We start from the raw sequence: 26,594 nt of genomic DNA, 5'->3' as shown, positions 1-26,594 counted from the left end.
TGGCCATCCCTGGCCAAAGAGGTCCCTCCACGGCATACCCCGGCTCAACGCTGGCAGGAAATTCAACGCAACGTGGTTATACCGACTTTCTGGAGGAACAAAACTGCCGGTTGGCTTCCATCTCGTTAACAGGGCTTGCGCGTGACGGCCCTCGGGGGGCGGGGAAGGTTTTAAGGACTGTTTGAGGCAGGATGCCGAAACCAAGCCCCCAGGGATGGGTTTACGGCGTGTCCTGAAAACCTTTCCCGCCCCCCGAGGGCCACAACCACCAAACCAACAAAGAATGGAAAGCACCAAACACGAACCAACCGCCCAGCCCCCGTCAGCTGAAACGGCTGAAGTCCGGCTTGCGCTTTTCCATGAAGGCGGTCATGGCTTCCCGCGCCTCCGGTGAGCTCAGGCGCTCGAGGAAGGTGTCCCCCTCCAGTTTCATGTGTGCCGCCACGGCATCACGGGTCGGCCCCCGCAGGAATGCCTTGGTCAGGCGCACTGACGCCGGCGGCTGGGCTGCAAGTCGCGCAGCCTGGCGGCGCGCCTCAGCCAGATACTCGCCGTCCTCGTACACCGCATTGGCGATACCCAGCGCCACCGCCTCTTCGCCGGAAAACGTCTCCGACAGCATCAGCAACTCCGCCGCACGCGGGTGCCCCATGATCATCGGCAGCAGCATGCTGGCACCGGCTTCCGGGCACAGCCCCAGGCTCACAAACGGCATCTGCAGTTTTGCACTGCGCGCGCAATAGACCAGATCGCAGTGCAGCAGCAGGGTTGTGCCAACGCCGACTGCCGGGCCGTTGACCGCCGCCACCAGCGGCTTTTCCTGCGCCAGCAGCTGCGCCAGAAAACGCATGACCGGGCTATCGTCGCCCTTGGGGGGATCTTTCAGAAACTCCACCATATCGTTGCCGGCGGTGAAGCAATCGTCGGTGCCCGTGATCAGGGCCACTCGCACAGCAGGGTCCGTATCTGCCGTCACCAGCGCACGGGTGATGGCATCGTACATACCGTGGGTCAGAGCATTCTTGCGCTCAGGGCGCTGAATCCGTATCTCGAGGATACCGTCGGCCTGGCTGACGGTGACGTGTTCATGTGCTGCAGCAGGCTGCGCCATGCGATTTCTCCCGGGCTTATCAAAGTCAAAGGCCGCCGTGACGCATGCCTCGGCGGCCTCGGGAGTATACAGCCCAGCCTCTCAGTGCAGAAACCCGGGCACTGTCCTCAACACACGGCCCCTGAAATGCGGTCCTTGAACACTGCCCTCAAAAATTGTAGCGCCCGAACAGGCCAACGGTGCCGATGTCATCGCCAACCTGCACCCGCGCGCCCACGTCCAGGCTCTGCTGGACATTGAACAGCGCTTCACCATAAAGGCCGGTGTCACTGCGGTCGATGTTCTCGTGGAACGCACCACCGGCCAGCTGCAGGCGGTCCGTGGTGCGGTGACGCACGCCACCACGCAGTTCAAGGCCTGTATCGGAAGCACTGCTGCCGCCTGATTTGGCGCGCACCTGCACCACATCACCGGAGGCAACAAAATCCAGATCGTTCTGCAGCAGTGTGTTAAAGCCAAGACCTGCGGAAATGCGGTGCCCGTGGATGTCAGCGCCGCCCCGGCGCACATCGCCGTCGTAGTACCCCAGACCACCGCGCACGTGAAGGTTCGGGTCTATGGCGTAGCTGCCTTCGACGTATACCGTGTCAGCGTCAGCACGCGGATTACGCAGGTTGCCCACATCGACACCGCCTTGCAGGTAGGTATAGGAAAAGGCGTTATCCCGGCCCGGCAGCGTGGCGACCGGATCGGCAACTGCGGCTGTGAACGGGGCGCATATCACGGCAGACAGCAGCAGCGGAGCAGAATACTTCATCGATTTCATGGTCGGTCCTCGCATCAGTGACGGATTCTCAATTCCGGATATTGAGCTCAACAGTAGCCCTTTGACGCACAGACAGGCCCCGGAGTTTCACCGGTCCTGTAAACTGCCGTTAAACATGACGGGCTGACGCCGGGCCGGGAATGAATGCATGCCTCAGAGGCTGGGCAGTACGCGTACGAACCAGCTTTTCAGGTAGGCGGTTTCGGGAATGGCGGGATGCATCGGATGATCCTCTGCCTGCCCCGCGCTGGCGAAGACCTGGGCAAACCGGTCAATGTGCCGCGCGCTGGCCCGCACCACATCCAGCAACTGCTCTGACTGCAAATGCATGGAACAGGAAGCCGACACCAGCACCCCGCCCGGCGCCACCAGCCGCATGGCCAGTTCGTTGATGCTGTGATACCCCGCGAGGCCGTTCTTGATGTCCTTGCGGCGTTTGATGAACGCTGGCGGGTCCAGCACCACGATGTCGAATTTTTCCCCGGCACTGGCCAGTTCTTTCATGCCGGTGGCCGCATCCGCCTGCAAGGACTGCACCCGCTCAGCCACACCGTTGGCCTCGGCATTGCGATGCACGAAATCCAGCGCCAGCGCTGAAGAATCCACACACATGACATCCCGCGCACCGTGGGCAGCCGCCAACACGCCCCAGGCACCACAGTAGGCGAACACATCCAGCACCCGTGCATCTTTGGCCAGCGGAATGATGTGCCGCCGCGCCGCACGGTGGTCAAAGAACCACCCGGTCTTCTGGCCCGCCGCCAGCGGCGCACTGTAGGCGACACCGTTCTCCGTCAATGACACGGTTTCCGGCAGGTCGCCGTGCAGGGCCCGGGTATATTGCTCCAGCCCTTCCAGCTCGCGAATACTGCTCTCGTTCTTTGCCACCACGACGCGTGCCTGATGCTGGTCCACCAGTACCTTGGCCACTTGCTCCTGCACCCGTTCCATACCGGCGGTGCCCGACTGCAGCACAAACACATCGCGGTAACGGTCAATCACCAGCCCCGGCAGGCCATCGGCCTCGCCAAATACCGCTCTGTAGCAGCCATCGGGGAACAACCGCTCGCGAAAGGAAATCGCTTGCTCAACGCGTTTCTTCAGAAAGCTGTTGGACAACCCCTGGGTGACATCGCGGCTGTAGAGTCGCGCGCAGATCAACGATTGCGGGTTCACGTAGGCGCGGCCCAATGGCTTGCCCCGGTTATCCTCGATCACCACTTCACTGCCAGGCGCCAGACCTTTCAACGGTGTCTTGTCGGTATCCACTTCATTGGAATACACCCACATATGGCCGGAGCGCAGGCGGCGCTCCTCACCACGGCGCAGTGTCAGAACCGGCACCGCCTCGTTCACAGAGCCGCTCACAGCTTACTCCAGACCAGGTCCAGCTCGCGGGCTGCCTTGACGTCATCCAGGCGCCGCACCGGCTGACTGTAAGGCGCGCCCTTGAGCAGCTCGGGATTGTCGCGGGCTTCCGCCAGAATGCTCTCCATGGCGGCCACGAATTCATCCAGCGCTTCTTTTGTTTCGGTTTCCGTCGGCTCGATAAGAAAGCACTCCGGCACCAGCAAGGGGAAGTAGGTCGTGGGGGCGTGCTGGTTGTAATCCAGCAGCCGCTTGGCGATATCCATCGCCGAGACGCCCAGGGTTTTCGCCTCTTTGGCAAACGTCAGAATGAACTCGTGGCTGGCACGACGCTCCGGGTAGGCCGGGGTACAGCCGATGGCTTCCAGACGCTTGAGCAGGTAGTTGGCCGCCAGTGTCGAATACTCCCCGACACGGATCATGCCCTCGCGCCCGAGGACGCGCGCATAGAAGTACGCCCGCAACAGCACGCCCGCGTTGCCCATGAAGGCCGACAGGTGGCCGATGCTCTGGGGCAGATCATTCTGATCCAGCCAGCGATAGCGTCCGTCATCGTCACGGCCCACGATCGGCGTCGGCAGGAACGGCTTGAGCCGCTCGCTGACGCCCACCGGCCCTGCGCCGGGGCCGCCGCCACCGTGGGGCGTGGCAAACGTCTTGTGCAGGTTCATGTGAATCACGTCGAAGCCCATGTCACCCGGCCGCACCTTGCCGAGAATGGCGTTGAGGTTGGCGCCATCGTAGTACAGCAGGCCACCGGCTTCGTGCACCGCCTTGGCGATGCCATCAATCTGCCGCTCGAACACCCCGCAGGTAGACGGGTTGGTCATCATCAGGCCCGCTGTCTGCGGCCCGCAGGCGGCCTTGAGCGCCGCCAGATCCACATCGCCGTCCTTGTTGACCGGCACTTCGCGCACCTTGTAGCCACACATCACGGCGGTGGCCGGGTTGGTCCCGTGGGCCGCTTCGGGGATCAGGATTTCCGTGCGCGCATCATCGTTACGCGCTTCGTGATAGGCGCGAATCATGGCCACACCGGCGAATTCGCCCTGCGCACCCGCCATGGGGGTCAGTGACACGCCCTGCATGCCGGTCACTTCCTTGAGAAATTCCTGCAGCTCGAACATGCAGGCCAGATACCCCTGGCTGTGGCTTTCCGGCGCCAGCGGGTGGCGGCCCAGGAAGCCCGGCAGCATGGCGGCTCTGTTGGCCCCGCGCGGGTTGTACTTCATGGTGCAGGAGCCCAGCGGGTAAAACTGCTTGTCGATGGCAAAATTGCGTGTCGACAGGTTGGTGTAATGGCGCACTACCTGCAGCTCGGACACTTCCGGCAGAGCCGGGCGCTGCTTGCGTCGCAATGCGGCCGGAATGGCGGACAGCCGTTCCGCCGGCAAGGCGCGGGGCGCTTGTGCCGCAGCGCGGCGACCGGGACGGGACAGTTCGAAAATCAGTGTGTTGTCTGCTTGTGTGCTCATGCCAGCACCTCCGCCAGAACGGTCGCATACAGGTCGATATCATCCGCAGTGCGGGTTTCGGTGGCGCACACCAGCACGCAATCTGCCAGGCTCGGGAAATCCAGACCCAGGTCGTAGCCGCCGATGATGCCGCGCTCCGCTAACTGTGGCAGGACCTCACTGGCCGGTTTCGGCAAACGCAGGACCGCTTCGTGGAAGGTGGCGTCGGTAAAGGCAACGCTGACACCGTCAATAGCACCCAACCGGGCGACCAACGTCTGCGTATTGGCATGACTGTGCGCGGCCACGGCTTCCAGCCCTTCCGGCCCCAGCAGCGACAGATAAATGGTTGCCGCCGTCATCGCCAGGCCCTGGTTGGTGCAGATATTGGAGGTCGCCTTGGAGCGACGGATATGCTGCTCGCGGGCCTGCAGCGTCAGGGTGAAACCGGGCTTGCCTTCCAGATCCACGGTGCGGCCGATGATCCGCCCCGGCATCTGCCGGATGTGCTGCTGCTTGCAACACATGAAGCCGCAATAGGGCCCGCCGGAGGACAACGGAATACCCAGCGGCTGAGCTTCGCCGACCACGATGTCCGCACCTTTCTCGCCCCACTCGCCCGGCGGCGTCAGCAGCGCCAGCGCGGTGGGATTGACCAGCGCGATCACCAGCATGCCCTGGGCATGGGCCCAGTCGGTCAGCGCATCCACATCTTCCAGCCCGCCAAAGAAGTTGGGCTGTGCGATCACCAGCGCCGCGAAATCTTCGCCGGCATACCCCGAGAGCGCCGTCACCGCCGTGGTGCCAGCCGCCGCATCGAAGGGGACGGAAACCAGCTCTACGTTCTGGTTCTCGCAGATCGCTGTCACGGTCTGGCGATAGCGCGGGTTTACGGCCTCCGGCATCAACACCCGCCCGGACTTTGACTTGCGATTGGCGCGCAGCGCCATCAGCACCGCCTCCGCCAGACCCGACGCCCCGTCATACACCGAGGCATTGCTGGCATCCATGCCGGTCAGGCGCGCCATCAGCGTCTGGAATTCATAGATGGTCTGCAACGTGCCCTGGCTGGCTTCCGCCTGATAGGGCGTGTACGCCGTGTAGTACTCGCCGCGTGTGGCGATTTCCCATACCGCCGCCGGAATGTGATGCTCGTACGCGCCCGCGCCGAGGAAGCACAGGACGCCGGCATCCTGGCGCGCCCGTGACGCCATCAGCGCCGTCACTTCCATCTCGGACAGCCCTTCAGGCAGCCCGGCCAGGGCACCGGCCTTGAGGTGGGCGGGGATTTCATCGAACAGGTCTTCAATACTGTCGGCGCCAATCGCCGCCAGCATGGCCTGCACGTCGTCGGAGGTATGAGGAATAAAGGGCATAGTGCTGTCTTCAGGTTGGGAGACGGAGCGCGCTCAGGGGCGAGCGCGCTGGCAATCAGTGTCCACCGCCCACCGTGGATAGCCAGTGAGCGGGCGGCAAGCGATGACCGGAATCAGTCTTCGCTGTCGAGTTGGGTCCGGTAGTCGTCGGCGCTGAGCAACTGCTCCAGCTCGGCCTTGTCATTCAAGCGAATCCGGAACAACCAGCCGTCACCGTAGGGGTCCTGATTGACCAGCTCCGGGGTGTCTTCCAGGGCTTCGTTGATGGCCACGATTTCACCGGACACGGGCGCGTAAATGTCGGAAGCCGCTTTGACGGACTCCACAACACCGGCCTCATCGGTCACTTCCAGCGCTTGCCCCACTTCCGGCAGCTCAACATAAACCAGGTCGCCCATGGCATCCTGAGCGTGGTCGGAGATACCGACATACGCCGTGCCGTCATCCTCAAGACGCACCCACTCATGACTGGTGGCATAGCGCAGCTCAGCGCGAATATCGCTCATGATTTTATTCCCTAATGCTATTGCTGATAGACGGTTTTGCCGTGCCGCACAAAAGGCGGACGGACGATGCTTACGGGCAGCCGCTTGCCGCGGATTTCCACTTCTGCCTTGCCTTCGGTGCCCGCAGGCACCCTGGCCAGCGCGATGGAGAGGCCCAGTGTCGGCGAAAACGTGCCGCTGGTAATCTCCCCTTCGCCCGCCGCGCTGATCACTTTCTGGTGGGCGCGCAACACGCCCTTGCCTTCCAGTATCAGCCCGACAAATTGCTCATGCCCTGCCTGCTGCTGGGCTTCCAGCGCGGCGCGGCCGATAAAGTCACGGTCGTCGCCAAAGGCCACTGTCCAGCCCATGCCGGCCTGCAACGGCGTGATGGTTTCATCCATGTCGTTGCCGTAAAGATTCATGCCGGCTTCCAGCCGCAGCGTATCCCGCGCGCCCAGGCCGCAAGGCCGGACACCGGCATCAGCCAGCTGTTGCCACAGCGCCACGGCGTCCGCGCCCGGCAGGATGATCTCGACACCGTCTTCGCCCGTGTAGCCGGTGCGGGCTATCAGCCAGTCACCGTCTTCGGCAAAGCCAAACACCTTGAGGTCGGACACCGCCGCCGCGCGAGCGGGCGCAAGCAGGGCACCGAGACGCTCGCGGGCACGGGGGCCCTGCACCGCGACGATGGCCAGCTCCGGGCGCTCCGCCACCTGCACCGCAAAGCCCTCGGACTGTTTCGCCAGCCAGGCCAGGTCTTTCTCGCGGGTGCCGCAGTTGACCACCAGACGGTAGTCATTGTCCCGACGATAGACGATAAGATCGTCGATCACGCCGCCTTCTGCGTTGAGCATGGCAGAATACAACGCCTTGCCGACCGGCGCACGGTCCACATCATTGGCGAGCAGATGGCGCAGATAGTCCCGGGCACCGGCGCCGGTCACATCCACGACGGTCATATGAGAAACGTCGAACATGCCGGCATCGGTACGCACGGCGTGGTGCTCGTCCAGCAGGGAACCGTAATGTACCGGCATATCCCAGCCACCAAAGTCCACGAGGCGCGCACCGGCGGTCACATGCTGGTCATAGAGCGGGGTTCTGTGTCCCATGGGTCATGCTTTTCCGGCGTTGAAAGTATGCCGCGCATTCTACATGGATGGTGCGGGCGGTCATAGCAGCCGGCGGCCACACCCTGCTGCCCGGACGGCAACAGGGTGTGGCACCGCTCAGCGCTTGATCGCGCCGGAGGTGTAGTTGAGGTTGGCGCCGTTGAAGGGAATCTCCAGATTCACTTCCGCCTCGAGGAAGCCCAGCGCCACCAGCTCGACGTCCAGCGCCACGAGCCCCTGACTGAGCAGCCCGACTTCCAGCCGCCCGTCGTCGTAGAACTCGACCGGGCCGAGCAGGTCCAGCGCGAAGCCATAACTGCGCTGGTTATGCTCCAGCGGCACCGCCGTCGGGTCAGCACCCTCCGGCAGAATGCTGGTAATCGCCGCGATGACGTCACTGACGGTGCCCAGCACCGGATCGGTGACCGGGCTGAGCAGCCCCAGCAATCCACCCACCAGATCGCCCAGCACCGGCACCTGGCCGATGGCGTTGGCCAGATTGTCCGGCAACGCATCCAGCGCCAGAATATTGACGCGCGGGTCCAGCGCAGGGGAATCGATATACAGGTTCAACGCCGTGGCGAATTCCGTGCCGCTGGCGCCCTCGAATATCCAACCCTCGACCAGACCTGCCTCGCCGTCCTCGCACTGACGGATCGGCGCCGCATTGGGTGGCTGTGGCGCTCCGCTGGTGCGGGCATCGCAGGCATACCGCACCCGCAATGTCATCGGCCCGGTGTCTGCCGGCGCCGCCTCGCCAATGGCCGAGGTAGCATCCACAACAATGTTGCTGGTCTGCAGCTGGGTGGGATACAGATACACCAGCACCCCGCCGCCCGCCGCCGTCACCACCGGCGGCACTGGCGTTCTGGCCACCGCCTCCGCCTGCTCGGCATCGAAGAAGCCGACCACATCGGTGTCGATGCCGCCCGTGAGATAGATCAGGCATTGCTCCAGATCGTTACCCGCGTTGTCCTGCCCGCACTGCAGCTCGGCATCCGTCACCACCATATCGTCCACGCCCACCACCTCAACAGCCGCACTGTTTTTCAGCAGCTCCGGGTTGTCGATACCGTTGTCTTCACCGGGGTCGCGCAGGGTGTTGCTGTTGACGTCAGCCGTAGGCAGGTTGCCCAGAATAATCCGCGCCCAATCCACTTCCGGTGCGCCACGGAATGCAATCTGCAGATCGGGGCCACCGCCATCCAGCGTCGGCGCGGCACTCGGTGTCTGGGCAAACAGCCGCGTCCGCAAGGGCAGGCCATCCTGCGAGCAGATCATCTCCTCCGGCACACAGGTGCTGGCGCGGCTTTCGCCATTGGAGCGCAGCGTGTATTGATACAGCGCACCGATTTCCCAGGGCTGATCCGGCGTGAACACCATCCCCCGCGCCCGGGTTTCCAGGCGACCGGATACCAGCCCCGCCACACTGCCGTCCTCATTCAGGCGCTCTACCGTCACGCTGCCCGCGTTGTCGCCATCGGTCAGCGTGAAGCTGTCGAGATTCATGACCTGGGAGAAACGCACTTCGATGCTGCGGTTGGCCGGCATCTGCGGTACTGGCAACAGATCATCGGATGCCATCGCGCCGTCACAGCGACCGGTAATCCCGGCACTCAGATTGCGTTCGTCGGTATTCAGTGCGCAGGGGTAGCCGGGGTAAACATTCAACGCCAACGGCGAGGCCAGCGGCACGTCGCGCACATACTCTTCCATCGTGAAGGTCAGCGTCTGCGGCATCAACGGTGTACCGGCAATGTCGGTGATACCGTCACGCAACACGACATCGTAGGTTTCGCCGTATTCCAGGTCCGCATTGATGACCAGGGATACGCCGTCGAAATACGCGGTATAAGGCACATCCATTCCCGCGCGACGCAGGGCGATGCGCGGGTCCACGCCGCCAAGCGCCAGCGTCTTGCGATCCAGCGCCTTGGTGAAATTCAGCACGATGGGATCACCGGGGCGCTGCTTGTCCACGTTGTCCTGAAATGGCGGCACATTGTTGCCGGGCATCCAGGACTGCAACGCCAGCTCGCGCATGTCCGGCAACGGACCAGGCGCATTTTCCTGATCAAGCAGGCCTTCCATGCGGAAACTCAGCGTGCCGAACGCCGTCTCCACACCCAGCACTTCGGACTCCACAACGGTCAGCGCATCAGCAACCAGACGGCCGTTCTCCACGACCGCCTGACCGACCAGCTCCAGATGCAGGACATCCTGATTGAACGCAGCGTTGGCTTCGGCATCGCCCGTGGCAATAGCGATATCCATCAGCACCCGCAACTGCCTGGGCGCCTGCGGATTAGTGCTGTAGGGGTTGGGCGACAGGAAACCAACGGCATCAGAGATAAACTCCACCGTCACCGTGCCGGAGTTGAAGCCGGCGTCTACGGCGCCCCCGACATTCACGACCAACTCGTCCCCGGAGAGCATGCCGCCCTTGGCGATGCGCAAGGGCGTCACATCAGGAAAGTTTGGCACGAAAGCCAGCTGTGAAAACACCAGGCCTTCCTGCTGTGACTCAGTGTCATCACCCAGCAGCGCCGCAATCACCGGCACCAGATTGACCGTCTGCCCGGTCAGCTGGGACAGCTCTCCGGACGCAGGCGCTTCAAGCACCAGTGTTTCATTGGGACCGGAATCCAGGGGCGTGAACGTCCGCGACATTGTCACCAGCGGTGCGTCATAAATACTGCGCACACTGCTCTCGATGGTCAGGGTATGCGGCACACCCGGCGCAAGATTTTCATCTGGATCGATGGTCAGGAAATGCCCTTTCGCCAGCAGCGTCGCCGGCACCAGGTCACCGCCCTCCGTACGCAGGGAAATATCATGGCCATAGCGAATTGTCGCCACATCGACAGGCTGGCTGAGCTGAACGCGCAAGGCGGAGAAGTCGACAATCGGCAAGCTGTCGCCATCCGGCACCATACGTGTCACGGCAAACTCCTCAGCGGTGATCTGCTGCGAGCGCGGACCTTTCGTTGCCGGCCCGGTGGTAAAGTCGAGACTGCCGTCAGGCAAACCGGGCATGCTGAGTGCATAGCGCGTATTGAAATCCAGCTTGCCCTCCGGGCGCACGACAACACTGCGCCCCTCGCCCACTGTTTCCACCGTCACGGGCACTGCTTCGCCATCACTCACCAGCGTGACATCGGCAGCGTCAATCGACACCGCCCCGGAAAATCTGACGACCATCGGGATACGCGTTGACACACCGGTCTGGTCCGCGTCCGGATACGTGTAGAAAACGGACTGGGCCGGCGGCGCCGGTGTCACCGTCTGCTTACTGCCGCTGCCACAGGCGGCCAGCGCTGCCATGGCAACAATCAGGGCTGTAGCTCGAAAGCGATATATGCTGTGCATGGCGCCCTCCTCAGAATTTGATGGTGACCGAACCGGCAAAGACATGAACATGGCCGTCGGTGGCAACCAGCTCTTCGTAGGGGTCGCCGTTTGAGTTTGTTCCGGAAATCACGAAATCGCGGTCACGCAGATGGTGGAACTGGTAGCCGAAGTCCAGGCGAAGCGGGAACGCGAGAATGGGTGGATTGGCAATTTCCAGCGCGCCCCCCAGGCCGAGAATGATGCGGTCGTTATCGAGATAGTTCACATCTTCGGAGCGCGTGCTCTTCAGTGGCGACACTTCATAGGCCACACCTGAGGTCACCGACAGCATGTCATTGAGCTGGTATTCGACACCGACGCGCGGAATGAAGATGTCACGGAATTCCAGATTGCCCACGTTCTTGATGGTGTCGTCGCGCAGCTCGCGCTCAAGACGGGACCAGCGCTGGAATTCGCCACTGACGCCCAGGCGCGCACGGCCAAGCTGGTATTGGGCGCCCACGGTGAGCACCTCAGGCTGGAACGAATCCAGCGTCTTTACCGCCAGGTCCAGCCCCGGCTGCGGAATGACACCGGGAATCGTCGCGTTGGCATTCACCTTGGTGCGGGTGTTGGAATATCCCTTGTAGGCAATCGCGGTATCCAGATTTTCCATCCAGCAAGGCGTGTGGGAGCAAAACGTCTCACCCCAGTTCACGTTGACGCCGAGAATGGGACGCAGCACCGGTTTGGCGGATACATTCAGACTTTCCCGGGAGGTATTGCCTGCCAGATCACTGTTGGTATTGAGGGTGGCGTCAGCGTGCAGGGTGACGCGCACAGACGCACCCACATCGATGCCGCGCCAGATATTCAGCCCGCCGCCGATCACCAGAAACAGCGGCTGCCGCCCGTAATTGAAGAACTGCCCTTCCTCCGAGGTTTCAGATTCGAAGGCCAGCATTTCCTGACCGAATTTTTCCACACCGGCCATGAAGCCCAGGTACATCGGGCGATCATATTTTGTCACCGACGACAGATCGGTTTTCAGACCAATCAGCACCTGCTGGGAAGGCGTATCGTCAAGCACGCGGCCTTCCCGGGTGGGCGCGTTAACGCCGCCCTGACTATCGACTCGCAGCTCGTGCTCCGCATGCAACAGACCCGCCGTCAGTTCGCCGCGCGGATCACGCACCAGAAAGGCCGGGTTGTAGTAGGTCGCCGACACCTGGGTATTGAACAGTGACAGGGCCTGCGCCGAGGCAATATCTGTGGGCAGAATGCCGAAGGTGGTGGCGGTATTACCCATGCTCGCGTGAGCGCCTGATACCGCCAGACCCAGGGTGGCGCAGCACAAGATACCAGTGCGCAGCGTGCTACGGGCCATTGCCACTGCGGGCAGTCGAAGGAGAGAAGACATAATTGATGCTCCGCTTGATTATTATTCAGGTCTTGCCATCGAGACAGCACATTCATGACCTGGCGGTCACGACGTGATACCCACTACTAACAGGCTTGCATGCAACGGAGCGTGACAGAGTTCAGGGCGGGGTTCAGCGGGAGTTTATTAAGCGGCGTAGTGATAATGTTACATCCGGGAAAACGAGTGTAAACCCGGCCAGAGAGAAAACAGGAAGAGTGCCAGGCTCTCGCTCTGGCACTCTGGTTCCGTTTTTGATGGCCCTCTCTGCGCTATTTCACCGGGCGGGCCAGGAACGTCAGATCAAGCCCGTTCTCGGGAATCCGCAGCGTCATCCCCGCCGCACCAAATGAGAGCAGACTGATGCTGGCCTGGATATCGGCCGGGCCACCAATATTGGTCTGCTGAATGACCATCCGCCCGTCCGGCAGGAAGCTGACCGGACCATCCACATTCAATGTCAGCGGATAGCTGTAAAGATCGTGGGTGAGGGTGATCCCAATCACCTCGGGCGCAAGATTCGGTGCGTCCAGGTAAAGCTGCAGCGTCGCGCGCAGACGTGGCCCATCCGGCGTTTCGTAGAGCCAGCCGGTGATCGGCTGGTTACGCTGGCCGGCACCATTATCCTCGTAACGCATGCGCATCACCTGGGGGCCAGTCGGGATCACCGTCTGACTCGGGACGAGCAGGAACAACACGGCATGCACATCAATCGAGGTGGTCATGATCAGCGTTGGCCGAATATCCACCCGCACCGCCTCCTCGACCGGGTCATACTCCCCGACATCCGCCGTCAGCCCCCCCGTGATATACAGGAACTTCTTGTCATTGCAGGTCTCTTTGCCGGGGCTGTAGCCGCCCCCGGTAAAGCCGCAACCGACATTGGCATCCAGCAACAGGCCACTGGTGTTATGCACCCGCAGCTCGGCAGCGTTGTCCGGCACAATGTAGAACCCCGGATTGTCCGGATCGGGCTGTGGATTGGCCTCACCGGGGTCGATAGCAAAATTGGCATTGGTGTCCGATGTGGGCAGATTGACCAGTTGCTGGAACACATCACCGGTGGCGGCACCGCCCCGGAAATGGTTGACCATGTCGCGGCCACCCGCACTGGCACCTGCCCCCCGCAGCAGCTCGGTCTGCAACGGGTAATTAAAGGTGGAGCAGATGGCCAGCGTGCCGCAGTCGGCAGCCACCGCGTCCCGGTTCGACGCCAGGACGTAGCGGTACAGCTCACCTTCCTCCCAGGGGCTGTCAGGCGAGAACGACAACCCGCGCGGAGACACCTCAAGCTGACCCGGCACAGCATTGATGCAAGTCCCTGCCGCATTCAGACGCTCCACCCGGAAGGTACCGCTGCCACAGCTCTCGCCCAGAACGATACTGCTTGCCGACATGTTCTGGGAAAACTGGACAGAGATGGCACGCTCGGCCGGCACGCGCTCCACCGGGAAACGATCGTCTCCGGCCCGGCCACCGCGACAACGGCCCTGATGCTCGCTCGGCGACCCGTCCAGATTCGGGTCCTGCATGGCGCAGGGGTAACCGGGGTAGGTCGTCAATGCGATCGGCGAACGATTGCCAGCGCCATGATAATCCGCCATATCAAAAGACAGGCTTTGCGGGCTCAACGCGTTACCGGCGGTATCGGTAATCTGGTCCGACAGGGTAATCGTGTAGCTGCTGCCGAATTGCAGACCGCCCTGCGGCTCCAGTACCACCGAGGCACCATCCAGACGCCAGCTGGCATCCACCGCTGTACCATCACGGGTGACCGTTACGGCCCCCTCGATGCTGGCCGGGTCCAGTGCTTCGGTGAAATTCAGAATGACCGGATCGCCGGGCCGGGCGGACGCGGCATAGTCACCCGGCACCCAGGATTGCAGTGTCGGCGCTACGGTATCCTCGACCGGGTCCGGCGCGTTCAACTGATCGTGGTAGGAGGCCAACCGGAATGACAACACACCCCAGGCCTGCTCCAGCCCCAGCACCCGTGGCTCCACCAGACCAACCGCATTGATCACCAGCTGGCCCTCCTCGACAAAGGCGGTGCCCGCCAGCTCCACGTGCAGCAGGTCCTGACTCAACGCGCCATTCGCCTCGGGATTTTCTGCGGTCATGGCGATATCCATGAACAAGCGCACATGGCGTGGCGACTCCGCCGCCGAGGTGTAGGGGTTCTCTATCAGATAGCCCATGGCGTCACTGATAAAGCGCACCTCGATATCGCCGGTACTGAACCCGGCAGGCACTTCACCGGCAACACTGACTTCCACCGAGGAGCCTTCCAGCAACGCGCCCCGGGGCACCCGCAAAGGCGATACATCAGGAAAGTTCGGGATATATGCCAGCTCGGCATGCACATCACCCTGCTGCTGGGAGCTGCTCTGATCCCCCAGCAGGCGCGCATTGACCGGCACATTGTTGATCGGCATGCCGGTAAGCGGCGACAGAATGGTGCCACCCTCGGAGTCTGCCGCACGCTTCACCAGCGTTTCCCGTGGCGCGGAATCGCGCGCGGTCAGCGCCATACTGAAAGGCGCCAGCGATTCACCATAGAGACTTTCCAGCCCGCCATTACTGGTCAGCGTGTAGCTGCCGCCTGGCGTCAGATCATCCACCGGGTCCAAGGTCAGATAGCTACCCTGAATCAGCACACGCGCCGGCACCAGATCATCATTGCTGTCCAGCAATGCCAGCGCCTCGCCGACGCCGTAGCTGACGGAGTCACGGTCCAGCGGCTGGCTGAACTGCAACCGGAATGAGGAAAAGTCCATCACTGGCTGGTGCTCGCCATCCGGGATCATCCGGGTAATCTCGAACGCCCCCGGCAAGGCCCGGAAATCCCGCGGCCCCACCGGCAAACCCCGGGTACGGAAATCAATCGGGGCGTCAGGCACACGTGCCGTGCGCCCTTCACTGCCCAACTCACCCAGCTCGATACGGTAATCACTGACGGGACGTAGCGGTGCTGACGGTGTCAGCACCAGCGAGCGGCCATCCGCTGTCATGGTCGCGGTAAACGGCACCGGCTGGTCGTCTGCATCCAGCCATTGCACCTCATCCTCTGGCGCTGTGTCGGTCAGCGGATGGGAAAAGCGCAGCACCACCGGCGCTCGTGTCGAGACTTCCGGCTGGCCATGATACGGAAAACTGTACTCCAGCCGGGGCCTGTCACCCCAATCGGTGCGCGTGGTCTGTTTGTCTCCACCACAGCCCCCGACAAGCATGAGAAGGCCGAGCGTGCACAGTGAGAAAACGGATTTGCCTGTTATTGTTTTCATAAGGCTCTCCTCAGAACTTGAGCGTTACCGAACCGGCAACTGCATGCACATCACCCGTTGCCCGCACTCTCTCGTACGGGGTATCCGGATCGTCCTGCTGGCTGCTGGTGAGGTCAAACTCACGAGCGCGCAGGCCGTGGTACTGGTAACCGATATCCACGCGCACCGGGAAAGCCAGTACCGGCGCTTCGCGGAACTCTGCGCTGAACCCCAGGCCGACGATGATGCGGTCGTTGTCCAGGTAGTTCACATCCAGTGAGCGATCACTGTCGAGGGGCGACTTCTCGTAGGCCACCCCGGTGGTAACAGACAGCATATCATTGAGCCGCACTTCGGCCCCGACGCGGGGAATGATGATGTCACGGAAGCGCAGATTCGCCTGATCCTTGATGGTGTCATCTTCGAATTCATCCTCGAGACGGGACCAACGTTGCAATTCACCGGATACACCGATCCGGGCACGCCCCCATCGGTACTGCGCCCCGATAACCACCACCTCCGGCTGGAAGGAATCCAGGGTCTTTATCGACAATGGCAGACCGATGCCCCCGACAACGCCGGGAATGGTGGCAAAGGCATCGACCTTGGTGCGGGTGTTGGAGTAGCCACGATAGGCCAGGGCGGTTTCCAGATTATCCATCCAGCAATCGCGGTCCGGGCAGAAGGTCTCGCCCCAATGCACGTTGATCCCGGCAATCGGTCGCAACACCGGCTTGGCTTCCACCGACAGGGACTCGTTGCTGGTTTCACCTTCCAGATTGGTCCAGGTGTTCAATGTCGCGTTGGCGTGCAAGGTGATGCGAGCTGTCAGCCCGACATCAACACCGCGCCAGACATTCATGCCGCCGCCCAGATTCAGGAACAGTGGCTGCCGACCATAATTGAAAAACTGGCCTTCCTCAGAGGTGGTCGATTCGAACGCCAGCATTTCCCGGCCGTAGCGCTCTACCCCGGCCATAAAACCCAGATAGAGCGGGCGGTTATAGCGGGTCAGCGACGTCAGGTCCGTTTTCATGCCGATCAGCACATGCTGGCTGGGGTCATCCTCCAGCACATCGCCGCCCTCGCGGATCACCGGGTCCGGGCCACCCAGGCTTTTCACCCGCAGTTCGTGTTCAGCATGAAACAGCCCCACCGTCAGCTCACCACGGGGGTCACGGGCCAGGTACGCCGGATTGTAATAGGTGGCAGACACCTGGGAATTGAACAGGGACAACGCCTGGGCAGACGCAAGATCCTGGGGCAGCACACCATAAGTGGAGGCGATGTTGCCCATATTGGCGCTGGCCAGCGGCGCACCGAGCAAGGCGCCGGAGGCCAGGCAGACACAGCCCAGACGAGAAAGCATGGGGGGAGAGAGAGAGAACATAGTGCGTAACTCCGGTTTCTTTATTATTTATTGTTCGCGCTCCCGCCGTTAGCGGGCCCGCTCATCAATCGCGCGAGCGGCGCGTGAAGATTGTGGAGTCTGGCAAACGGTTCTTTACACAAAAAGGTCAATAGTGACCATTCACACCGGTTAATTGTTACCGGAATGTAAAGCCCCGTGAAAAGGCGAGCCAGTTCTCAGTGGCCCTCATACGAAAGGATGGGTAAAACGAAAAACGGGGAGCGTAAGGCTTATACGGCGGGGATTCAGTGCGCGCGGGTGCGGCGCATCAGCAGGTAAACAGGCAACAGACCGACCAGTACCAGCGTCAGGGAAGGCAACGCGGCACGCGCCCATTCGCCCTCTGTGGTCATCTCGTAAACCCGCACCGCGAGCGTGTCCCACCCGAAGGGACGCAACAGCAGGGTCGCCGGCATTTCTTTCATGACATCAATCAGCACCAACAGCAGGGCTGTCAGCACGCCGGGCGTCAGCAGCGGCAGATAGATCCGGCGCACCGCTTCTGCCGGTGTCGCCCCCAGGGTGCGCGCAGCATCAATCAGGCGCGGGCGCACCCGTTCAAACGACGACTCCACCGGGCCGTATGCCACCGCCAGGAAGCGCACCACATAGGCCACCATCAGCGCCAGCAGCCCGCCCATCAGCACCGGACGCAGGCCGAAGGTGCTGCCCAGCCAGTGATCCACCGCAGCAAAACTGAGCATGATGCCCACGGCCAGGACCGAACCCGGCATGGCATAACCCACCGTCGCGCCACGCACCGCCGCATGCACCATGCGATGGATTCGGGTGCGGCGCACGTATCCCAGCAGCAGCGCCAGCGTCACCGTCGCCAGTGCCGCGCCGGTGGCCAGCAACAACGTCCGGGTAACCAGCCCCCAGTAGCGGCTGTCCAGATCCAGCCAGGCGCTGTCCACCACCCAGAACAACAACCGCCCCACCGGAATGGCGAAGGCGGCCAGAAAAATCACACTGGCATAGCCGGTCAGCAACCAGCGCTGCACGCTGCCCGGACGCACCCGATGCGGACGGTGCGCGCCCTGCTGTTGCTCGAAGCGCGCACGACCGCGCCCCATGCGCTCCAGCACCAGCGTCACCAGCACGAACAGCAGCAGCAGCGACGCCAGCTGGGCGGCGGCGTTCAGGTTGCGCAGGTGGTACCAGCTCTTGTAGATGGCGGTCGTGAAGGTGTCATAGTTGAACACCGCCACGGCACCAAAATCCGCCAGCGTCTCCATCAATGCCAACGCCAGACCCGCCGCAATGGCGGGGCGCGCCATCGGCAGGGCAACGCGCCAGAATGCTGCATACGGGCCCAGACCGAGTATGCGCGCCTGATCCATAAGCGCGCGCCCCTGCACCATGAAAGCAGCGCGGGCGAGCATGTAAACGTAGGGGTAGAACACCAGCGACAGGGTCACCACCACCAGCCAGGGCCGGCGCACACTGCCACCTTCAAACGCCGGGATGGCCTGTCGCAGCACACTCTGCACCGGACCGGAGAAATCGAGAATATCGAGGGCGACAAAAGCCAGCACATAGGCCGGCACGGCCAACGGCAGCAACAGCGCCCAATCGAAGAAGCGGCGCCCGGGAAAGTCGAGGGTCGACACCATCCAGGCCAGGCTGACACCAAGCACAAGTACGCCAACGCCCACCCCGACAACCAGCAGCAGCGTGTTGAGGACCAGATCCAGCAGCACCGTATCCGCCAGATGACGCCATATCTGGGACTCATTGCCCAACCACGACAATGCCAGCACAGCGATCGGCATCAGCACCATGGCTGACAGCGCCAGCGTCAGCAGGACCAGAGCGTCCGGCCGCCGCAGCCTGCGCGGCCGGCCGAGTGCCAATACCCCCATCAGCGCCTGCCTCCGGCTATGTCTCCGGGCATGTCACGCCTTGCTACCATCTCAACGATAACCTCAACGATAACCGGCCCGATCCATCAACTTGACCGCTTCCACCTGACGGCGTCCGGCGATTTCCACATTCAGGTCATCCGGACGGAAGTCACCCCAGGCAGCCACCTGCTCATCGGGCATGACATCCGGATTCACCGGGTATTCAAGATTGCCATCCGCGAGGATACGCTGCGCCTGGGGCTGGGCCATCCACGCCAGCAGGTCCAGGGCGGCCTCGGCATTTGGCGCATTGCGGGTCAGACCGGCCCCCGAGACATTGACGTGCACACCGCTCTCGCCGTCGCCCTGGTTGGCCCAGAACAGACGAATCGGCAAATCAGGCCGGTCACGCAGCATCCGGCCAAAATAGTAAGTATTCACAATCCCCACATCGCACTGCCCCGCGACAATCGCCTGCATCACGGCGTTGTCATTGGCAAACACATCCGTCGCCAGGTTATCAATCCAGCCCCTGACCACACGCTCGGCCTCAGCCTCGCCCAGACGCTCGATCATGGTCGCCACCAGCGACTGGTTATAGACCTTCTTGGACGTGCGCAAGCACACACGGTCTTGCCACGCATCGTCGGCCAGGGCTTCGTAGGTGGAAAGGGTTTCAGGGTCGACCCGCTCCGTGGAGTAAACCAGGGTGCGGGCGCGCACGGTCAGGCCGAACCACTGGCCGTCCGGGTCACGCAGATTGGCGGGCACGGCGCTCTCCAGCCGCGCGTCAGACACCGATTGCAGCAAGCCGCGATCCGCCGCCAGCCAGAGATTGCCCGCATCCACCGTAATCAGCATATCCGCCGGGCTGCCAGCGCCTTCCGCTTCCAGGCGGGTAATCAGGGCCGCCTCGTTGTCGGTAATGAAGCGGATGGCGGTACCGGTTTCGGCGGTGTAGGCGTCAAACACCGGCTTCACCAGATGATCGGCCCGGGAGGTGTAGACAATGATCTCGTCGGCGCGGCGTTGATCGCCGCAGGCACTGAGCATCAGCGCCATAATGACAGCCACACAAACGGCCACGCCCCGCATATCAGCAGACTTGACTCTCGTACGCACCATTGACAACTCCCCGGCAGCAAGGAAAATAAGAATGGTTCGCATTATCCTTCATAACCGCATTGCTGCGCAAGGGAGGCAACGCCAGCCCCATGGGTGGCGCAGCCACGCTCCGCCAATCAGGAAACCTTGCTCCGGGCCAGCTGCGGCAAATCGCCACCACGGCCCATCGCCTGACGCGCAAACAGGTTGCGCGCAGGCAGCAGACGATTAACCAGATTCATGCCCATATTGCGGACCAGACGCACCGGCGGTGCAGACGCTTCGAACAACACCTTGAAGCCGTGCATTGCGTTGAGCATCAATGCGTTATGCCCGCGACGACGACGTTCGTAGCGCTGCAGGGCGCTGGCATGGCAGTGCGGCAGACCGCGCTGCCGGGCACGCAACATCTCCTCGGCCAGCACCGCCGCATCCAGCAACCCCAGATTGATCCCTTGTCCGGCCAGCGGGTGCACCACATGCGCCGCATCACCAATCAGCGCGAGCCCCTCGCTGATATAGCTGCTGGCATGCAACTCCTGGATCGGAAACACGAAGCGCCGCCCCTGAAACTGCATGTCGCCGAGACAACCGGTGCTGGCCTGGGTCAGCGCAATATCAAAGGCGGCATCGTCCAAGGCCATCAGCCGTTCGGCCTCGGCCGGCCAGAGCGACCAGACAATAGACACCTGGTGTCGGGCTTCCGGTTCTCCGCGCTCCCCGGTGAAGAGCGGTAGCAAGGCCAGCGGCCCGGAGTCGATGAAGCGCTGGCGCGCACAGGCACCGTGGGGCAGGGCGGTCATGGCGCTGCCTACGATTGCCACATGCCCGGTGTCCCGACCAGTGCCGGGAATACCCGCCACCTGGCGTACTGCTGACCGTGCGCCATCCGCCCCGATCAACATCGGTGCGCAATATTCGCGGCCATCGGCCAGCGTCACCCGCCAGCCCTGCTCACTGCGCCGGATACATTCCGTGCGCGCGTTCGGCTGCCATTGCACGCGGGATGCCGTCACGACCTGGTACAAGGCAGCCACCAAGGCCTCGTTCTCGACGATCCAGCCCAGGGCGTCCGTGTGCAGATCCTGTGCGGCGAAACGCACATCGCCGGTGCCATCGCCATCCCACACATGCATGCGGTCATAGGGCTGAATACGCGCAGGCGGCAGCTGCTGCCAGGCCCCCACGTTTTCCAGCATGTGCCGGCTGGCCTCGGTCAGGGCCGACACTCTTGGCGTGGCAGCACCGGCTGGCATCTGCGGCACCGGGGCCGCATCCAGCACCACCACCGACAAACCGCTATGCATCAATGCGGCCGCCATGAGGCCGCCCGCCATGCCGCCGCCGACTATCAGTACATCCGACTCGGTAAGGGACAAGGTCATGGCATCAGGTTCCTGAATCGGCAAACAAGCATCAATTGGCGAGCCCCATGGCGCGGGCAGCAAACTGGCTGCGCAGGCCGGGCCAGAGTGTCAGTGCCACCAGCCCGAGCTGGCGGGTGTGCGCAAACGGCCCGAAGCGCACCCGGAACAGCTCCGGCAGCCAGCGCGAGGCCTGGCGAATCAGCGCCTGATCGCCTTCCCGTCGAGATACATAGTCGTTCAACAGAGACAAATCACCGGGGCAGTCCGTGGCGCCCAGCGTCTCCGCCAGCAACGCCAGATCCCGCAAGGTCAGGTTGAACCCCTGGCCCGCCACCGGGTGCAGATTGTGCGCCGCGTTGCCCACCACCACACCGTGGGGGACCGCCTGGGCACAGGCATGGGTCAGCACCAGCGGATAGCGCTGCCGCGCCCCGGCGCGAGCAAAGCGCCCGAGCCGGTCCAGCCCGAAGGCCTGTTCCAGCTCGGCCAGAAAATCAGCTTCCGGCAGGGCCTCCAGACGGTCAATCAACGACCGGGGACCGGTCCAGACCAGCGCCATGCGCCGCCCCGGCAACGGCAACAGCGCTAGCGGCCCGCTGTCGAGAAACCGCTCCCAGGCAACGCCGTCAGCCTCTTCCGGGCAGCTTTCACTCAATCCGATATTGGCAATCAATGCATCGTGGCCCGTGTCATCGGAATGCGCCGCGATGCCCAGCGCGTCACGCATGCGCGATCCGGCGCCGTCCGCGGCGACCAGCAAGGCGCATTCGATCTTTTCCGGCTGCGCGCTGGCGTCCTGGCGCACAAAATGAAGCGCATAGCCCTGCTTCAAACGCCGGGTCTGCGTCACGCGCGCTGGCGCGATCAACCGAATCCCCGCATCCGCGCGCACCGCCTCCAGCAGTGTTTGTCCCAGCCACCGGTTTTCCACCACGGCACCCAGTTGCGCGAGCCCTTCTTCGCTGGCGCTCATACGGGTACTGCCCAACCGCTGGCGACGGGACACATCCACCGCCTGAATGGCCGCCGCCCGGGACAGCAACCCCTCACTCAGCCCCAGCGCCGCAAAGATCGCCAGTGTGCCGGCAGAGAGCGCCGTGCTGCGCGCATCAAAGCTCGGTGTATCCAGTTGCTCGCCCTGCGCCAGGCTAACGGCTTCTATCAACGTCACAGCAGACTGCCCGTGGTGCCGCAGCAGCAACGCCAGCGCCAGCCCGGCCATGCCGCCGCCAACAATCACGATGCCCGAAGGGGCAGGGCGCTCGCCCTGATGCTGATCCGGCACGTCGAAAGCAAGGCCGCGGGTCTGATTACGGGTCCGATCAGAGGTCATGCGCGCTTGCGAACCTCACTGGTCAGGGCCTCGATATCTGCCACCCGTTTGGGCACATCAATCGTCAGGATGTCATGCCCATCGCGGGTCACCGCCACATCATCCTCGATGCGAATGCCGATGCCACGCCAGCGGCTGTCGACGCTGGTGTCGTCCGGTGCGATGTACAGCCCCGGCTCAACGGTGACCACCATGCCCGGCTCCAGCACCCGCCAGGCGTCATGCACTTTGTAATCACCCACATCATGCACATCCAGCCCCAGCCAATGGCCGGTGCGATGCATGAAGAATGGCCGGTAGGCCTCGGTTTCGATGAGCTCTGAGACCTCGCCCTTGAGCAGCCCCAGATCGCGCAAGCCCTGGGTCAGCACCGTCAGCGCGGCTTCATGGAAGGCGTTCCAGTGCTGGCCGGGCCGCACTTCCTCAATGGCGGCCTCCTGGGCAGCAAGCACCACCTCGTACAGCGCCTGCTGGTCGCGACTGAAACGGCCGCCCACCGGGAAGGTACGGGTAATGTCGCTGGCATAGCTGTGATATTCGCAACCGGCATCCACCAGCACCAGATCACCGTCGCGCAGCTTCTCGCTGTTCTCGATGTAATGCAGGATGCAGGCGTTGGCACCGCCGCCAACGATGGAGGGATAAGCGGGCGAGCGAGCGCCGTGGCGCATGAATTCATGCAGGTACTCGGCCTCCAGCTGATACTCGTACATGCCCGGATGTACCGCACGCATGGCGCGAATGTGCGCCGCCGCTGCGATTTCACCGGCACGGCGCATGACCTTGAGTTCCGCCGCTGACTTGTAAAGCCGCATATCGTGCAGCAGATGCGTCAGCGCCAGAAACTCGCCGGGCGGATGCGCGCCGGTGCGCACCTTGGCACGAATGCTGTTGACCCAGTTCATCACCTGGCGATCAAACTCCGCATCGCGCCCCAGATCGTAATAAACCCGCTCGCGCCCTTCGATCAGGCCAGTCAGGATTTCGTTGATGTCGCTGATCGGGAACGCATCATCCGCACCGTATTTCTCCACCGCGCCTTCCGGGCCAGCGCGGTAGCCATTCCAGATTTCCATGGTGCGATCCCGCTCGCGGCAGAACACGACAAATTCGCCGTGCTCGCGCCCGGGGATCAGCGCCATCACCGCCTCCGGCTCCGGGAAGCCGGAGAGATACCAGAAATCACTGTCCTGCCGGTAGGGATGCTCGACGTCACGATTGCGCGTCCGCTCCGGCGCGGCGGGCAGAATCGCGATACTGTTTTCTTCCATCTGCGCCATCAGCGTGCGGCGGCGACGGGCAAATTCCTGGCGGGAAATCGACATGCTGGCTCCTGCAACGGTCCTGCGGCAGCCCTGCATGCGGGGCTGCCCGAGAAATGCTGATCAGTGGCGTACTGGCGGCGTATCCGCCCCTTCTCCGGCGGGCGTCTTTCTGCCGACCATGACGATTTCGGTAAAGATCATCAGCGCCGCCATGCGACAATGCTCGGCTATCTGCTCGAACATGGCTTCCTCTTCCGGGCTGTTCTCTTCCGGCAGCTCAGCCTGACTCACCGCCGCCAGATCGGACAAGGCCTCCTGCAGCCCCGGCGCCAGGTCACTGTCTCGCACGCCAGCGCTGCCGGTGCCGAAGCCCACCAGAAAGCCCTCGCACCACTGGGCCAGTGCGGCAACCCGCACGCCCAGCTCCTCATCATCGTCCGGCAGCAACAGTGCCAGCTCCAGCGTCTCACCGGCATAGCCGGATGCCGCCAGATCACGCAGTGCCACAAAGCCCTTTGCCGCTTCCGCTGGCCATTGCCCGACCAGTTCGCTATGCGCCGCCAGCATGCCCAGCAACTCCGCGTCCTGGCCACCGGCACCGGTACTCAGCAATCCACAGATAACGCCATGCAGCTCCGTGGGGCTGTGGCGAACACCGGCACTGGCCAGTGCGTCGGCAAGAGGCTCGAAATAGTCGGCCGTGCGTTGAGTCATTATGTCATCCTGTGTGGGCAAACCCGGGTGAACCCGGCCCGTTGGGTGGTGTCTCGGAAGCAGTGCAACCGCGTTGACCCCCTGCGGGGCCGTCTCTATAGTACAGGCGGGGGTACTCCATAGGATAACAGTGCGCAATCGCCCATGAAATCGGAAGATCAACTTCGGCAACTGGAAGCCCGCGTAGAAGAGCTGGTGAGCATCAGCGCCCGGCTGCGTGAGGAAAACCAGACTCTGCATTCGCGCGAAACCCGTTTGCTGGAAGAGCGTGCGCAACTGTTGAAGAAAAACGATGCGGCCAAAGCCAAGGTGGAAGCGATTATCTCCCGACTGAAATCCCTGGAGCAGGAATCATGAACGAGTCAGATTCCGTGGTCGTACACCTGCTCGACAAGGAGTACCGGGTCGCCTGCCCCGCCGGTGAGCGTGACAACCTGCTGCGCGCCGCACGCTATCTGGACAAGCAGATGCGTGAAGTGCGTGATGCCAATGTCATCGGATTGGAGCGTATTGCGGTCATGACCGCGATCAACCTCGCGCACGAACTGCTGCAAACCTCCACCGCCCTGGAAAGCGCGCCTTCCAGTGATCGGCTCGAACGCCTGCTGAACAAGGTGGATGCGGAGATCAGCGCACAGCAGACGCATCGTGCGGCAATGAACACCCCGCACTCTCTATAAGCCTATAGCGGGATGACTTTGATCCCGATTCTCTGGCTACAGTCGCTCGCGGCAGCATCACCTCAACTGCTATACTCTCTCTTGTGTTCCCTGGTGTGTTTGCCAGCCAGGCGATGTCCCTGAGCCGATGTTTTATATACCGGGGGCGAATACTGGCGGGCCCGTGCGCATGTCCGTGATCGAGCGGAAAGCCTGAAGGCAAGCCTGACGCCACCACCTTGAGCCGCAGGGTTCAAGGGCTAAGCCGGCAGCGGCACGACCGGGGAACACTATTTCTTCTTTTTGCTCTTCTTTGCGCAAGAATGCCTGACGCAAATTGCTCATCACCGTGCGAGGCACCCGATACGTGCTGACACATCGCCGCCCACTACGTCAGATGATGCGACAGCGACGGCGCGCCCTGACACCCGGCATGCAACGCCAAGCCGCTCGAAACCTGGCCCGCAACCTCGCCACCCATCCCGCCATACGCCATGCCCGGCGCATCGCCCGCTATTTGCCCGCCGATGGTGAAATAGACCCCGGCCTGCTGTTTCAGCGCAGTCAGTGGCAGCATCGCCATGCCTTCCTGCCGATATTGGCGCCGCTGGGACGTGGCAGCCTGCTATTCGCCCATTGGCGCCCCGGCATGCGCCTGGTCCGCAACCGCTTCCGCATTGACGAACCGCCCATACCGCAACGCCCCGTGCCCGCCTGGACACTGGACGTGATTCTGTTGCCACTGGTGGCGTTCGACAACGCGGGTAACCGCCTGGGGATGGGTGGGGGGTTCTACGATCGTACGCTGGCAGATCTGGCGCGGCGGCCACGGCGGCCGCGCCTGATAGGCGTAGCCCATCACTTCCAGCAGGTGCCACAGCTGGACGCTGCCGACTGGGACATACCCGTGGATGCGGTGATTACCGACGCCTGACAGTAAACGCGCGGCACGCGACAGCGCCGACACCCGCCCGGGTCATCGGTTCAATTGAAATGAGTCAGAATCTGCAAACAGGTCGCGTCAGCGATTCATGCCCGGGCTTTTCACGCCCGCGCTTACCGCCATCTGATCGTGACGACTTTCATTGCCGCCATAGGTCAGGGTACTCACGAGTACGCCCAGGCCGAAAATGATCGCCAGAATGACCAGTGCATCAGGTTTTTTCTTGTTCATCTTCTCAGGCTTCCCCGCGCCTTGTATTCGCT

General features: G+C 62.7%; 21 protein-coding genes and 1 other RNA gene. 4 read left to right on the top strand and 18 right to left on the bottom strand.

Annotated features, from left to right (window positions below):
- Nucleotides 1-322: 322 nt before the first annotated feature.
- From K8B33_RS08710 to K8B33_RS08630, 17 genes are all read right to left on the bottom strand, one after another.
- Nucleotides 323-1,111 carry an enoyl-CoA hydratase gene (locus tag K8B33_RS08710; protein WP_223425621.1) on the bottom strand — a complete coding sequence of 263 codons (789 nt, stop codon included), beginning with the start codon at nucleotides 1,109-1,111 and terminating at the stop codon, nucleotides 323-325.
- 148 nt (nucleotides 1,112-1,259) lie between these two features.
- Nucleotides 1,260-1,877: a hypothetical protein gene (locus K8B33_RS08705; RefSeq protein ID WP_223425619.1), complete on the bottom strand. Its 618-nt coding sequence runs from the start codon at nucleotides 1,875-1,877 to the stop codon at nucleotides 1,260-1,262.
- A gap of 153 nt (nucleotides 1,878-2,030) precedes the next feature.
- Entirely contained in the window at nucleotides 2,031-3,245 is a 1,215-nt protein-coding gene (locus K8B33_RS08700) for a class I SAM-dependent rRNA methyltransferase (protein WP_223425617.1), read from the bottom strand.
- Complete coding sequence (gcvPB, locus tag K8B33_RS08695) at nucleotides 3,242-4,720, bottom strand: aminomethyl-transferring glycine dehydrogenase subunit GcvPB (RefSeq protein ID WP_223425615.1); 1,479 nt, start codon at nucleotides 4,718-4,720, stop codon at nucleotides 3,242-3,244. Before gcvPB ends, K8B33_RS08700 begins: the two co-directional genes overlap by 4 nt.
- Nucleotides 4,717-6,075, bottom strand: a complete 1,359-nt coding sequence (gcvPA, locus tag K8B33_RS08690) for an aminomethyl-transferring glycine dehydrogenase subunit GcvPA (RefSeq protein ID WP_223425613.1) — start codon at nucleotides 6,073-6,075, stop codon at nucleotides 4,717-4,719. The genes gcvPB and gcvPA overlap by 4 nt, the downstream gene beginning before the upstream one ends.
- A gap of 113 nt (nucleotides 6,076-6,188) precedes the next feature.
- Nucleotides 6,189-6,581 (bottom strand): glycine cleavage system protein GcvH, encoded by a 393-nt coding sequence (gcvH, locus tag K8B33_RS08685; RefSeq protein ID WP_223425611.1) that lies wholly within the window; start codon nucleotides 6,579-6,581, stop codon nucleotides 6,189-6,191.
- 17 nt (nucleotides 6,582-6,598) lie between these two features.
- Complete coding sequence (gcvT, locus tag K8B33_RS08680; protein WP_223425609.1) at nucleotides 6,599-7,675, bottom strand: glycine cleavage system aminomethyltransferase GcvT; 1,077 nt, start codon at nucleotides 7,673-7,675, stop codon at nucleotides 6,599-6,601.
- Between the two features lie 117 nt (nucleotides 7,676-7,792).
- The gene (locus K8B33_RS08675) at nucleotides 7,793-11,044 is read right to left on the bottom strand and encodes an Ig-like domain-containing protein (protein WP_223425607.1); all 3,252 of its coding nucleotides are present in this window, start codon (nucleotides 11,042-11,044) and stop codon (nucleotides 7,793-7,795) included.
- A gap of 10 nt (nucleotides 11,045-11,054) precedes the next feature.
- Nucleotides 11,055-12,425, bottom strand: a complete 1,371-nt coding sequence (locus K8B33_RS08670; protein WP_223425605.1) for an OmpP1/FadL family transporter — start codon at nucleotides 12,423-12,425, stop codon at nucleotides 11,055-11,057.
- A gap of 272 nt (nucleotides 12,426-12,697) precedes the next feature.
- The gene (locus tag K8B33_RS08665; RefSeq protein WP_223425603.1) at nucleotides 12,698-15,709 is read right to left on the bottom strand and encodes an Ig-like domain-containing protein; all 3,012 of its coding nucleotides are present in this window, start codon (nucleotides 15,707-15,709) and stop codon (nucleotides 12,698-12,700) included.
- 10 nt (nucleotides 15,710-15,719) lie between these two features.
- Nucleotides 15,720-17,078, bottom strand: coding sequence for an OmpP1/FadL family transporter (locus K8B33_RS08660; protein WP_223425602.1), 1,359 nt, complete (start codon nucleotides 17,076-17,078; stop codon nucleotides 15,720-15,722).
- 266 nt (nucleotides 17,079-17,344) lie between these two features.
- Nucleotides 17,345-18,964, bottom strand: coding sequence for an ABC transporter permease (locus K8B33_RS08655; RefSeq protein ID WP_223425601.1), 1,620 nt, complete (start codon nucleotides 18,962-18,964; stop codon nucleotides 17,345-17,347).
- A gap of 63 nt (nucleotides 18,965-19,027) precedes the next feature.
- Nucleotides 19,028-20,071: an extracellular solute-binding protein gene (locus K8B33_RS08650; protein ID WP_223425600.1), complete on the bottom strand. Its 1,044-nt coding sequence runs from the start codon at nucleotides 20,069-20,071 to the stop codon at nucleotides 19,028-19,030.
- Between the two features lie 116 nt (nucleotides 20,072-20,187).
- Nucleotides 20,188-21,435 (bottom strand): UbiH/UbiF/VisC/COQ6 family ubiquinone biosynthesis hydroxylase, encoded by a 1,248-nt coding sequence (locus tag K8B33_RS08645; protein WP_223425599.1) that lies wholly within the window; start codon nucleotides 21,433-21,435, stop codon nucleotides 20,188-20,190.
- 31 nt (nucleotides 21,436-21,466) lie between these two features.
- Nucleotides 21,467-22,750 (bottom strand): FAD-dependent monooxygenase, encoded by a 1,284-nt coding sequence (locus tag K8B33_RS08640; protein WP_223425598.1) that lies wholly within the window; start codon nucleotides 22,748-22,750, stop codon nucleotides 21,467-21,469.
- A complete protein-coding gene (pepP, locus tag K8B33_RS08635) occupies nucleotides 22,747-24,075 on the bottom strand; it encodes a Xaa-Pro aminopeptidase (RefSeq protein ID WP_223425596.1) in 1,329 nt (442 codons plus the stop codon). Before pepP ends, K8B33_RS08640 begins: the two co-directional genes overlap by 4 nt.
- A 60-nt stretch (nucleotides 24,076-24,135) precedes the next feature.
- On the bottom strand, nucleotides 24,136-24,729 hold the full coding sequence (locus K8B33_RS08630) for a UPF0149 family protein (RefSeq protein ID WP_223425594.1): 594 nt from the start codon (nucleotides 24,727-24,729) through the stop codon (nucleotides 24,136-24,138).
- A gap of 144 nt (nucleotides 24,730-24,873) precedes the next feature.
- Here K8B33_RS08630 and K8B33_RS08625 point away from each other — a divergent pair, with 144 nt between their 5' ends.
- The 4 genes from K8B33_RS08625 (at nucleotide 24,874) to K8B33_RS08610 (ending at nucleotide 26,322) form a co-directional block, all read left to right on the top strand.
- Nucleotides 24,874-25,086, top strand: coding sequence for a TIGR02449 family protein (locus tag K8B33_RS08625; RefSeq protein ID WP_223425592.1), 213 nt, complete (start codon nucleotides 24,874-24,876; stop codon nucleotides 25,084-25,086).
- The gene (locus tag K8B33_RS08620; RefSeq protein WP_223425590.1) at nucleotides 25,083-25,409 is read left to right on the top strand and encodes a cell division protein ZapA; all 327 of its coding nucleotides are present in this window, start codon (nucleotides 25,083-25,085) and stop codon (nucleotides 25,407-25,409) included. Before K8B33_RS08625 ends, K8B33_RS08620 begins: the two co-directional genes overlap by 4 nt.
- An 84-nt stretch (nucleotides 25,410-25,493) precedes the next feature.
- A non-coding RNA gene (gene ssrS / locus K8B33_RS08615) (6S RNA) lies at nucleotides 25,494-25,679 on the top strand.
- 106 nt (nucleotides 25,680-25,785) lie between these two features.
- Nucleotides 25,786-26,322, top strand: coding sequence for a 5-formyltetrahydrofolate cyclo-ligase (locus K8B33_RS08610; protein WP_223426081.1), 537 nt, complete (start codon nucleotides 25,786-25,788; stop codon nucleotides 26,320-26,322).
- 87 nt (nucleotides 26,323-26,409) lie between these two features.
- Here the strand turns inward: K8B33_RS08610 and K8B33_RS08605 are convergent, their stop codons facing one another.
- Nucleotides 26,410-26,562 carry a hypothetical protein gene (locus K8B33_RS08605; protein WP_223425588.1) on the bottom strand — a complete coding sequence of 51 codons (153 nt, stop codon included), beginning with the start codon at nucleotides 26,560-26,562 and terminating at the stop codon, nucleotides 26,410-26,412.
- Between the last annotated feature and the right edge of the window lie 32 nt (nucleotides 26,563-26,594).

This window comes from Alcanivorax limicola (assembly GCF_019931215.1).
Classification (GTDB): domain Bacteria; phylum Pseudomonadota; class Gammaproteobacteria; order Pseudomonadales; family Alcanivoracaceae; genus Isoalcanivorax; species Isoalcanivorax limicola.
This window is presented reverse-complemented; position numbering and strand designations above follow the sequence as displayed.

Excerpts from the sequence above, each read along its gene's own strand:
- K8B33_RS08710 (WP_223425621.1), bottom strand. The coding sequence starts at position 1,111 with ATGGCGCAGCCTGCTGCAGCACATGAACACGTCACCGTCAGCCAGGCC.
- K8B33_RS08705 (WP_223425619.1), bottom strand. The coding sequence starts at position 1,877 with ATGAAATCGATGAAGTATTCTGCTCCGCTGCTGCTGTCTGCCGTGATA.
- gcvPB (WP_223425615.1), bottom strand. The coding sequence starts at position 4,720 with ATGAGCACACAAGCAGACAACACACTGATTTTCGAACTGTCCCGTCCC.
- gcvPA (WP_223425613.1), bottom strand. The coding sequence starts at position 6,075 with ATGCCCTTTATTCCTCATACCTCCGACGACGTGCAGGCCATGCTGGCG.
- gcvH (WP_223425611.1), bottom strand. The coding sequence starts at position 6,581 with ATGAGCGATATTCGCGCTGAGCTGCGCTATGCCACCAGTCATGAGTGG.
- gcvT (WP_223425609.1), bottom strand. The coding sequence starts at position 7,675 with ATGGGACACAGAACCCCGCTCTATGACCAGCATGTGACCGCCGGTGCG.
- K8B33_RS08675 (WP_223425607.1), bottom strand. The coding sequence starts at position 11,044 with ATGCACAGCATATATCGCTTTCGAGCTACAGCCCTGATTGTTGCCATG.
- K8B33_RS08670 (WP_223425605.1), bottom strand. The coding sequence starts at position 12,425 with ATGTCTTCTCTCCTTCGACTGCCCGCAGTGGCAATGGCCCGTAGCACG.
- K8B33_RS08665 (WP_223425603.1), bottom strand. The coding sequence starts at position 15,709 with ATGAAAACAATAACAGGCAAATCCGTTTTCTCACTGTGCACGCTCGGC.
- K8B33_RS08660 (WP_223425602.1), bottom strand. The coding sequence starts at position 17,078 with ATGTTCTCTCTCTCTCCCCCCATGCTTTCTCGTCTGGGCTGTGTCTGC.
- K8B33_RS08655 (WP_223425601.1), bottom strand. The coding sequence starts at position 18,964 with ATGGGGGTATTGGCACTCGGCCGGCCGCGCAGGCTGCGGCGGCCGGAC.
- K8B33_RS08650 (WP_223425600.1), bottom strand. The coding sequence starts at position 20,071 with ATGGTGCGTACGAGAGTCAAGTCTGCTGATATGCGGGGCGTGGCCGTT.
- K8B33_RS08645 (WP_223425599.1), bottom strand. The coding sequence starts at position 21,435 with ATGACCTTGTCCCTTACCGAGTCGGATGTACTGATAGTCGGCGGCGGC.
- K8B33_RS08640 (WP_223425598.1), bottom strand. The coding sequence starts at position 22,750 with ATGACCTCTGATCGGACCCGTAATCAGACCCGCGGCCTTGCTTTCGAC.
- pepP (WP_223425596.1), bottom strand. The coding sequence starts at position 24,075 with ATGTCGATTTCCCGCCAGGAATTTGCCCGTCGCCGCCGCACGCTGATG.
- K8B33_RS08630 (WP_223425594.1), bottom strand. The coding sequence starts at position 24,729 with ATGACTCAACGCACGGCCGACTATTTCGAGCCTCTTGCCGACGCACTG.
- K8B33_RS08625 (WP_223425592.1), top strand. The coding sequence starts at position 24,874 with ATGAAATCGGAAGATCAACTTCGGCAACTGGAAGCCCGCGTAGAAGAG.
- K8B33_RS08620 (WP_223425590.1), top strand. The coding sequence starts at position 25,083 with ATGAACGAGTCAGATTCCGTGGTCGTACACCTGCTCGACAAGGAGTAC.
- K8B33_RS08610 (WP_223426081.1), top strand. The coding sequence starts at position 25,786 with ATGATGCGACAGCGACGGCGCGCCCTGACACCCGGCATGCAACGCCAA.
- K8B33_RS08605 (WP_223425588.1), bottom strand. The coding sequence starts at position 26,562 with ATGAACAAGAAAAAACCTGATGCACTGGTCATTCTGGCGATCATTTTC.